The following is a 10,637-nucleotide window of genomic DNA, read 5'->3' on the forward strand; positions in this document are numbered from 1 at the left end:
GAATACCCCGTATAAAAGGGGACGAGAACCGACATTAAATATTTCATAATCAAAATCTGTTTTTAATCAGAGAATACCCCGTATAAAAGGGGACGAGAACTCGCTATTCAATAAGTTTTGTATTTGTTGTCTCATTAATCAGAGAATACCCCGTATAAAAGGGGACGAGAACTGTGCACTTTTACACTATTAGTTTAAATATCTCCAAATCAGAGAATACCCCGTATAAAAGGGGACGAGAACTTTGGCTTAACAAACTCAAAGTCTTCAGGTGCTTCAAATCAGAGAATACCCCGTATAAAAGGGGACGAGAACCTTTATATACAGTAGTTAATGACTTATGAAAGGTTTCAATCAGAGAATACCCCGTATAAAAGGGGACGAGAACCATTCACTCTAAGTATATTTAACAAATCAATATATTAATCAGAGAATACCCCGTATAAAAGGGGACAAAAAGATGTTAATATTAAGGTTTTTAAAAAACTAGATAATAACCAAAGCGCTAACTCTGCATTTGAGTCAGCGCAGTTTGTTTTATTATTTAAAAAATTTAAATGATTTTGACAATCTTAAAAAAGGTTCTGTTGATTTTAACAAGAATTAATGAAAAGTGTTGATAGTTATATAAAAAATTGGGAGATGTTGAAATTATGGAGGAAGTACTGGATTTAATAATAAATTTAGTTAAGTTATTTATTATAGTTCCGTATTGGTTGATTAGTGTTGGTGTAACTGCCTTTTTTTATTTTAAGCTTGTCGTGTTTATTCGGAATACATTTAAAGCTTTTTTTGATAAATACTTTTATGGCGAAGACAGTGACTCTATTCCTTATGCTGTAGGTCCATATATAATGATAATAACTGCTATGCTTATTGGATTAGGAATAGTTATGGTAATTGTTTTATTTTTTAATGCACTTTTAGGGCAAAATTTGTATACCCTATTATTTATAGTTGGAGTAATTCTATTAATAATAAAATTTAAACGAGGATATAAAAATTAAAAATATACAATTCTAAATTGGAAACATGTTCAATTAAGTACAGAATTTATATGTAAATTTGACTGATGAAAATGTTATTTCTTTGTTTTTTAAATATCAATAAATAGGCTGAAATATAATTAATATCTCAGCCTAGAATAGAATATTTGCAGCATTTTTTAGTAAAGTAACCTTTTTCAGAAATAAATTTTATTTATGTGTAAGTATTAAGCTTATGCGTTCAAATAAATCAAACTCAATTTTGCGTACGGACTTCAACAAATAAATTTTTAAATATAAAAGCTGTTGTACAAAGGAGGTGGAACGGGCTACCTAATTTTATATCAATTAGTTTTCTGTCCCGCTCCTGTCATTAAAATAATTGTTTTAAAGGCACATCTACTATTTCGAATGGATGATTGCTACTTATATGACAGAGTTGAATGATACAGTTGTCTATAAGATGTTGTTTGAACTTTATGGTGTGGTGCTGATAGTATAATGGTTTTGTCACATCGTAATATGCTAATCCTCGTATTAGACCTTCTCCTATCATTTTTGAATAACTTTCTTTTTTGGTCCAAATTGTATAGAAGTCTTCAAGTGTTTGTATTTGATTGAATTCGTTTGTTGAAAACTGTTTGGCGATGTTTAAATCATCCATGCCTTTTATTTCTTCAATATCTGCACCTATAGGCAAATGGTCTATTGCGCAGATAATATAAGGGAAACTGTATGAAAGATTCACATAGATGTCGATTGGGCTTGCAATTTTGACGTGTCCATTAGGCTGGATATCATATGACCATTGGCTTGGCATGAGTCCATGGGTGTGTTCGATGCTGTATTGTATCAATAAGTCGCCTATACGATGCATCCATTTATCCTTAGAAAAACGATATGTTAGACGTTCGGGCTTTTTCAATTGTCGATGACTTTGAGACATCCAGTGCGCAATGTCTTTATAAGTATGGTTCATTTGGGTAATAAATAATTTCATCTATGGTATTCTTTACATTCAAATTTTTCATTGAGTAGTTCCCGCCATTGATATAACCAATGTTGTGTAACTTTAGGCCATACTTCGTCTAAATCTCTAAGCAAATTTTGAGTCATTGATGACTGGGTGACACCAGTTATTTGGTTGGATGCTTGACTATTTAATCCAATTACTTCATGCATGTTTAATTCATGTAAGGCTTTATCAAATTCCTCATCATTGATCAGTGGCAAGTCGGTATCTTTTGTTTCTTCTAACACGTTTTTCATTGTGAGTACATGTGGTGAATAGACGTGATAGATGATAGGTGTGGCATTTGAAATTGCTAATGTCACGATATCTCTTGCAGTGATATCAATAAATGAAAATTCAATTTCTGTTTGTGAAAAACTGTCACCGATAAATGGTAATTTTAATAAATCATTCATGACGATTGAGAAACGATTTGTTGTTAAATTTTTCATATTTAGTTTTCCAGTGTATGCGCTTGTTAAGTTGCCTAATCGCATGATTTGAGCATCTAAACCAGCTTCTATTGCTTCTAACACTTTGATTTCGCTATAGAATTTACTTTTTGTGTAAGGAGATGTGAATAGCTGACCTTTATATAAATCTTGTTCTGAAAAAGTATAATCCTCGGCATGGGAGTCAAATACTGTTCCTACACTAATTGTTGAAATGTAAATAAATCGCGCTTTATGTGTTTCAGCAAGTGTTAATAAATCTTCTGTACTTTTCACATTTACGTTGATAAATGCCTCATCATCTCCAAAATGATCTGTCCGTGCACCTGCATGAATAATGGTGTCAATATGATTTGTGATGTTTAATATATCTAAGTTGGAGAATTCACCTAATACGACTTCAACACGTATCATTAAGTCAGCAACATGTGCAGGATCAAAATAGCAACTTAAGTTTTCTTCTACTAATTGACGTGCGTCTTTCTTATTCTGTCCTCTCACTACGCAAGTAATTTTATCAGTATAACCGGTTAATTCATTAATTAAATATGCGCCTAAGAAACCTGTTGCGCCTGTTAATAACACATGACCTAGATGTCTTACTATCATTGGTTTTGAACGCATTTGATAGCGTTGTTTGATTAATGACTGTAATTGAGGTAAGTGATCCGGTAAAGTAACGCACGATTCGTCACTTTGCTGTTCTAAGTGTGCTGACAAATGACGGATTGTCTTATATTGATAGATATCTTGCATAGTAAGATGAATATGTTTCCTTTTAAGTTTAGAAATAAGGACCATAGTATCTAAGGAACTGCCTCCTAATTTAAAGAAGTCATCATCTATGCCTATTTCAGAAATATCTAGTATTTCTGCCATGATTGAGGCAAAAATTTGCTCGGTGTCATTTCTTGGTGGCTCAAATTGATGGTGATGCATTTCAGGATTTGGTAGCTTAGATTCATCAACTTTATCGTTACTTGTTAATGGAATTTCATCAATGGCAGTGAATGTATTAGGAATCATGTATTTTGGCAAGTATTGAGTTAATTGTTTAAGTAGATGCGATGCTATATCATGATTACCCACATAGTAGGCGTGTAATAAATCATGGCCGCCTTGTTGACGAATGATTACTACACTATCATCGACACCATCTAGCGCATTGATTACATTTTCAATTTCTTCTAATTCGATTCTATAACCATTGACTTTAACTTGTTTATCGATACGACCTAAAAATTCAATGTTGCCATCAGGAGTAAATCGTGCTAAATCACCACTTCTATATAGTTTTCCTGTACCAAAAGGATTGTCTATAAATGCTTGAGCGTTCAGTTCAGGTTGATTAAGGTAGCCTGCAGCTAGACTGTCTCCTGCAATACATAATTCTCCTGCGATACCGATGCCACATAATTGCATCTCAGAAACGATATAAACTTGAATGTTAGCTAAAGGCTGCCCGATTGGTATGGTTGATGGTATTGGGTCTCCTTTAGCGTGTGACCAAGTTGTTGTTACAACGGTTGATTCAGAAGGACCATAAGCGTTGTAATACGTATCGCAATGTTTGGAAATGTGCTGTACAAATGAAGGTGTACTTGTAGCGCCACCAGTAATAATTTTAGGAATGTAAAATTGATGCATCACATTTAATACTTGAAGTGGTATGGATGCTACCGTTATTGCTTCCTTTGTAATCAGTTGTTCTAACAGCTCGGTATTAGTACGTTCATTTTTATTTGCAATAACAAGTGTGTGCCCATTTAATAAGCTAGAGTAAATATCCATGGCAGATGCATCAAAGACATAATTTGAATATTGAATAATTGTTTCATGTTCTGAGAGCTCAAGTCGATCTGTCCATGCGTTTACTAAATTAAGTATATTGCTTTGTTGAATGGACACACCTTTAGGCATACCTGTGGTTCCTGACGTATAGATACAATATATTTCATCTTCTAGACTGCCCGCATACTCAGAAAATGGACGTTTGTTATTATTTGTCAGCTCTAAAGTTTCAAGCGCAATGGTTGGTATATTCATGTGTATATCTTTGCCATATGTGATAACGGCAGATGCTTGGGCATCTTTAATCATATAATCGATACGTTTATCTGGATGTGCCACATCAATTGGAACATATGAGGCACCAACCTTGATCGCAGCCACCATGCTAATAATCATTTCAAAGCTGCGTTCAGTGAGTAATGCGATACGGTCCCCAGATTGAACGCCGTTTACCGTTAATTCATATGCGAGTTGATTAGCATAGGCATCTAATGTTTGATAGGTCATTGATTGGCCATTCATTCTAAGTGCTACATCTTCACTATGTTGCTTCACAACACGGTTAAAGCGCTGTTGAACCGTTTCATGGGTTGTATCGTCTCGTGTATAACAATTAACGTTTGTGTTTATCCAATCTAAGATATGTGGATCTTCTTGTATCTCTTTAATTTTTGGATTTGAAGTAGTAATCACATATTTGAAAATATTTTCAAGTTGTTGTGCCATCAATTGAATGGTTGCTTTACTATATAAATCAGTATTGTACTCAATGTTCACGGTATAGTCGTTATAATCTTCCTCGATAATAAAGGATAGATCAAACTTTGCTGTCGTGGATTGAGGTGGTATATGTGTCAAGCGACTATGACCAAAGTTAGCGTGATTTGTCTCATTATTTTGAAGCACAAGCATCACATCAAATAATGGGTTACGTGAAGGATCTCGGTCGCCAACTAAATCATTGACTAGGCTTTCGAATGGATATTCTTGCTGTTCATAAGCAGCTAAACTTGTCTCTTTCATTTCAGAAATAAATTGTTCCCAAGGCTTGTCATTTGACGGTTGTCCACGATATACGAGTGTGTTGGCAAACATTCCTAGCATATTCTCAGTATCTCTATGTGTTCGTGAGCTAATCACGCTACCAATAACAAGGTCGTCTTGTCGTGTATATTTATGAAGCAGCACCATAATTGCGCTCGCAAAGAACATAAAATCAGTAATTTGATGTTGTTCAACATAAGACTTGAGTTGTGATTTGAATGTTTGGTCATAATGAAATGTCATCATATGACCATGTGTCGTTTTAATGCTTGGTCTAGGATAATCTGTTGGCATATTTAACACAGGCACACCATCTTCAAATTGTTCAAGCCAATAATGACGTTGTGTTGATAAATCACGTTGTGCCATCCACTCACTATAGTCTCTATATTGTAATGACAATTGAGGTAAAGATTTATTTTGATATAGCGCATTCAAATCTGCTAATAAAATTGTATTACTCATGCCATCGTTGATACTGTGATGCGTATCAATAAATAAATAGTGATGTTCAGGAGAGTGAATATATTTCATGCGTATTTGGCTTGGTTTTTCCAAGTTGAAAGGATGCGTATAGGCATGAATGATATCTTGTTCATCCGTTAAATCTGTAGTTACTTCCTCAAAGTCCGGAATAACATCTTTCGCAATGCGTTGTTTAACTTCATTATGATCAATGATGTATTGAGTACGTAATATTTCATGGCGCTGAATTAATTGTGACAAGCTACGTTGCAATTGATTGACATTTAATTCTGAAGTAAGGCGCCATAAAAATGGGATGTTATATACGGTATCTTTTGGATTTACACTCCATAATAAATACATACTTTTTTGAACAGCACTTAATTCGTATTGCGTATCTTCTGAAGCTTTAGGAATCACTTCATAGTGTTCATTTTGAGTCTCTTTAAGCTGTTGACTAAGGGCTTTAACAGTAGGAGACTTCATAATATCTCCAACTTTAAGGCGCTTTTGAAGCTGTTCTTCAATACGATTAACCACTAATGTCGCTCTCAATGAGTGACCACCCAGTTCAAAGAAATTGTCTTTAATACCTACGCGATCAACATGTAAAATTTCTTCAAATATGCGGCAAAGGACGCGTTCAAGTTCATTACGTGGCGCAACATAATTGGATTCATCAATCATATCAATATCTGGTAAAGCACGTGTGTCTAACTTACCATTGATTGTAATAGGAATTTTGTCTATTTTCATAAAATGAACTGGAATCATATAATTAGGTAGCGTGTGACTTAATAACTTCTTCAATGTGCTTGTTGATTGTGGTTGAGAAGCCTCATAATATGCCACAATTTGTTTATCACGATCTTGCTCATGTTCATGCACAACGACGACAGCTTTATTAATATCGCGTATCGCTTCGATTGCTTTTTCAATTTCTGATAATTCGATTCTGAAACCACGAATTTTCACTTGCTTATCGATACGACTAATGTAGTCGATATTACCATCTTCTTGTAGACGAACTAAGTCACCACTTTTATAAATCGCTTCCCCATTTAATGGAGATTTAACAAAGCTCTGTTGCGTTTGCTCAGGTTGATTCAAATAACCTTTTGCTAAACCTGAACCACCAATACATAATTCCCCAGGCACACCTACACCACATAATCGTTGACCTTGGATGACATAGACAGTCGTTCCATTAATCGGACTACCAATTGGAATACGTGCAGGTAATTTTGGTGGAATAGCATAAGTGGTCGTAAACGTTGTATTTTCAGTTGGACCATAACCATTGATTATTTGTGGGTGTCGTGCACGTGAATTCAATAGGTTTACCCATTTAGCATTCAACACTTCTCCACCGATAAGTAAATATTTGAGAGATTCTAACACTTCGATACGCTCACTGGCAATTTGATTGAAAAGTGATGAAGTTAACCACATTGTATTGACCTGTTTATCTGCAATGGTTTGGCCCAATTGCTTAGAATCAAGTAAAGTATCTTTTGATGTGATAATTAAGCGACCACCATTTAATAAAGCTCCGTAAATTTCAAAGGTTGCAGCATCAAAGGCAATCGTTCCTGATAATAAAATCACCGTGTCATCGTTAAGTTCAACATAGTTAGGTTGGTGAACTAGGCGATCGATACCTCTATGTGCGATGACAGTTCCCTTAGGTTTACCGGTTGTTCCAGAAGTATAGATGACATAGGCAGTGTCTTCTGGTGTATTAATGTGTGGCAGATTATCAATATACGTGCATTCTTCCCAATTGATTTCCTCCATTTTGATAAGAGGTAAGTCTGACTGCAGTGTTATATGATATGTGATTATCGCTTTAGGCATCGCATCTTTAAGAATATAGTGTGTTCTTTCTTGTGGATAGTCTGGATCAATAGGTAGATAGCCAGCACCAGATTTTAGAATACCTAATATAGCTACAATCATTTCCATACTGCGTTCCATAATTAAAGCGACCGTATCATTTGGTTGAATGCCATAAGTCGTTCTCAATAAGTGTGCAATGTAATTGGCTTGTTGATTTAACTGACGGTATGTCATAGATTGCTGTTCAAATTGTAAGGCGATTGCATCAGGATGTTGATTAACTTGATATTCGAAGCGGCTCATTACAGTTTGATAAGCATCATTACCATTCAGTTGGGTCATACTATGACTATTTATTCTTTCGTATAATTGTAAGTCAGTTTGATCATTTAATTGAATCTCTTGTACTAACATAGTTGGTTGATTTACAGATTGCATATAAATGGTTGTAATTAAACGGCGTAATGTTTGAATCGTTAAATCATCATAGGCATTTGCATCGTAAACTAAGTCAAAACCACCATTTGCGAGTGGATAGATTTCAATATTCGCTAATGAAGATTTATTGTTGTACAAACGATGTACCTCATGTGAAACTTGATGAAGTTCAAAGTCTGCTACTACTGGTGTTACATGAAACATACTTTCTAATTCCATGACGTCAGCATTTGCTTCTGTAATGAATGACGCACCATGGTTTTGTAATGAATGAATTGCGGATGTCCAAGCTGTTAACAGACTGTCTACGGATGCGTGTTGGTCAATGTATAAACATACTGGGGACACATTTGAATTCGGTACCATCAACAACTCTGATTGTTTATTCGCTACTGGGAAGTGGATGTTCAATGCCACTTCATTTGATTGACTCATAAAGTGATGTGCCAAATATGTGCTAACTGCTAATCGATGGATATCAAATGATGAGAGTTGTGTACGTACATAGCGCATCTCTTTTTTATCAGAGACATTTTTTACAGGCATATAGGCATAATTTTCATTATCTGCATGAAGTACTTTAAATTGATTAAAGTCTTTTGGTGCATTTGGATTGCATGCTTTTTCGTTTATCTTTTGTACCGTCATATAGAATTGAGATATTCCAGCATGCTGATTGAGTGAATGTTTGTAAGCCTTATTTAATTCTGATAAAAATATTTGTAATTGGTTATCGTTAAAAATCATAGAATGGAAATCTAAAAGTAAGTATGCTTCATCAAGAAATTGATAAATTGTAAAGTTAAATTGAGGTAATTGATTTAAATAGTATGAATTCAATTTTTGTTGGAAGAAACTTTCGATATCAATATTTTTGGAATAGTCATCGAAAGCTTTTAATTCAATAAACGGGAAAAATTCTCGAATGCTTACACATAAATCATCCGAATCATCAATATTGAATTGTGATCTTAATACAGGTTGGTGTTGTACGACATTTAATAATGCATACACCAGTTGATGACAATCAATACGGGTATCCAATTTTACCCAATATGTCATCCGATGTGTTGAGGATGATTGTTTTAAATATTTAAGATAAAAATACTTTTGAAAATTCAATAGTTGTTTGTTCATTTAAGTCCTTCTTTCATATTCATTCTTTAATAAACATAATTAAGCATTCACATCTTCTTGTCTAGACAGTCTATATCATAATACATTTACCTACACAAAAACAATTACCTAATTAAAAAATTTATAAAATCTTAATAAAAGCTTTTTAAAAAATTAATTATGATAATCTCAGTAAGGTTTGATAGTATTCGTATTTTTAATAATTGAATATTAAAACATATTTATTTAAAACGTAGTAGTTCAGACTACATTTGTATTGTTATAGGTGCACTTTTATGTTAAATACGCATTATATAAAAATTAAAATAGATTACATAAATATTGTTTGGTACTATAAAAGAGAAATTAATGTAAAAAAGGGGTGGAAGGATGAAACATTTAAAGAGATTAAGTCTGAGTATCGTTTTTTTACTGTTAATATTTTGTATTAGTGGATGTGGAAGCAGCCAAAAAGAAAACACTAAAACAGAAAGTAGTAAAAAAGAGTTTAGCAGAGAGGCACAAATCAAACAAAGCTTTAATAAGACATTAAAGCTATATCCTACGAAGAATCTCGATGATTTTTACGATAAATAAGGTTTTCGAGATCAAGAATTTGATAAAGGCGATAAGGGGACGTGGATTATTAGTTCTGAAATGACTATTCAACACAAAGATGAGAGTTTGAAGTCAAGAGGGATGACTCTATATGTAAATAGAAATACTAGAACAACAAAAGGTAATTTTATTGTTAGAGAAATAACAGAGGACAGTAAAGGCTATACACATAGTAAAGATAAAAAATATCCAGTGAAAATGGAACATAATAAAATTATTCCAACGAAGCCAATACATGACGACAAGTTAAAAAAAGAAATCGAAAACTTTAAATTTTTTGTACAATATGGCAAATTTAAAGATTTGAATGATTACAAAGGTGGAGATATTTCATACAATCCAAATGTACCGAGTTATTCCGCCAAATATCAGTTAAGTAATGATGATTATAATGTACAACAGTTAAGAAAACGATATAATATCCCAACGAAACAAGCACCGAAACTACTGTTGAAAGGTGATGGCGACTTGAAAGGGTCATCTGTAGGGCATAAAAACCTAGAATTCACTTTTGTAGAAAATCAAGAAGAAAATATCTTTTTTACAGATAGTATTAATTTCAAACCTACTGAGCGTGATGAATCATGAGCAAAACTGAATATCCAACATTAACAGAAAATTAATAAGTAATTCTGAAGAAACAAATAGTGTATCAAAACTGAATATTGATTAGAAGCGTGTCATAAATGATGCGCTTTTTGTGTAATATAATTATAAATAAATCATACAAAAACAAATTAAATTGATTGCTTATGAATTGATTGCTAACATGAAAGAGAAATTAGTATCATAAAATCAAATTTTATAAATATATCATATGTGGAGAAAAATATAAGGATGTGAAGAGATGCGACAGTCAAGGAAGTTAAAGCTCGG

General features: G+C 33.5%; 3 protein-coding genes, 1 pseudogene and 1 CRISPR repeat array. Of the genes and pseudogenes, 2 read left to right on the forward strand and 2 right to left on the reverse strand.

Annotated features, from left to right (window positions below; all coding sequences use genetic code 11):
- Positions 1 to 460: direct repeats of the CRISPR family, unit length 29 nt; unit sequence GAATACCCCGTATAAAAGGGGACGAGAAC.
- 193 nt (positions 461 to 653) lie between these two features.
- The gene (locus HMPREF2597_RS05790; RefSeq protein ID WP_002479159.1) at positions 654 to 1,007 is read left to right on the forward strand and encodes a hypothetical protein; all 354 of its coding nucleotides are present in this window, start codon (positions 654 to 656) and stop codon (positions 1,005 to 1,007) included.
- Positions 1,008 to 1,359: 352 nt separating this feature from the next.
- Here the strand turns inward: HMPREF2597_RS05790 and ausB are convergent, their stop codons facing one another.
- Together ausB and ausA are read right to left on the reverse strand one after the other, a co-directional pair.
- Positions 1,360 to 1,986 (reverse strand): aureusimine biosynthesis 4'-phosphopantetheinyl transferase AusB, encoded by a 627-nt coding sequence (gene ausB / locus HMPREF2597_RS05795; RefSeq protein WP_002479158.1) that lies wholly within the window; start codon positions 1,984 to 1,986, stop codon positions 1,360 to 1,362.
- Positions 1,983 to 9,164 carry an aureusimine non-ribosomal peptide synthetase AusA gene (gene ausA, locus HMPREF2597_RS05800; RefSeq protein ID WP_070817231.1) on the reverse strand — a complete coding sequence of 2,394 codons (7,182 nt, stop codon included), beginning with the start codon at positions 9,162 to 9,164 and terminating at the stop codon, positions 1,983 to 1,985. The genes ausB and ausA overlap by 4 nt, the downstream gene beginning before the upstream one ends.
- A 369-nt stretch (positions 9,165 to 9,533) precedes the next feature.
- Between ausA and HMPREF2597_RS05805 the strand changes: the two are divergent.
- Positions 9,534 to 10,349, forward strand: a pseudogene (locus HMPREF2597_RS05805) (tandem-type lipoprotein).
- The last annotated feature ends 288 nt before the right edge of the window (positions 10,350 to 10,637 follow it).

Origin of the sequence: Staphylococcus sp. HMSC063A07, assembly GCF_001836955.1 — a bacterium.
GTDB classification, from domain to species: Bacteria; Bacillota; Bacilli; order Staphylococcales; family Staphylococcaceae; genus Staphylococcus; species Staphylococcus lugdunensis.

Bases quoted from the DNA above. Each gene is read 5' to 3' on its own strand.
- HMPREF2597_RS05790 (WP_002479159.1), top strand. From the start codon at position 654: ATGGAGGAAGTACTGGATTTAATAATAAATTTAGTTAAGTTATTTATT.
- ausA (WP_070817231.1), bottom strand. From the start codon at position 9,164: ATGAACAAACAACTATTGAATTTTCAAAAGTATTTTTATCTTAAATAT.
- ausB (WP_002479158.1), bottom strand. From the start codon at position 1,986: ATGAAATTATTTATTACCCAAATGAACCATACTTATAAAGACATTGCG.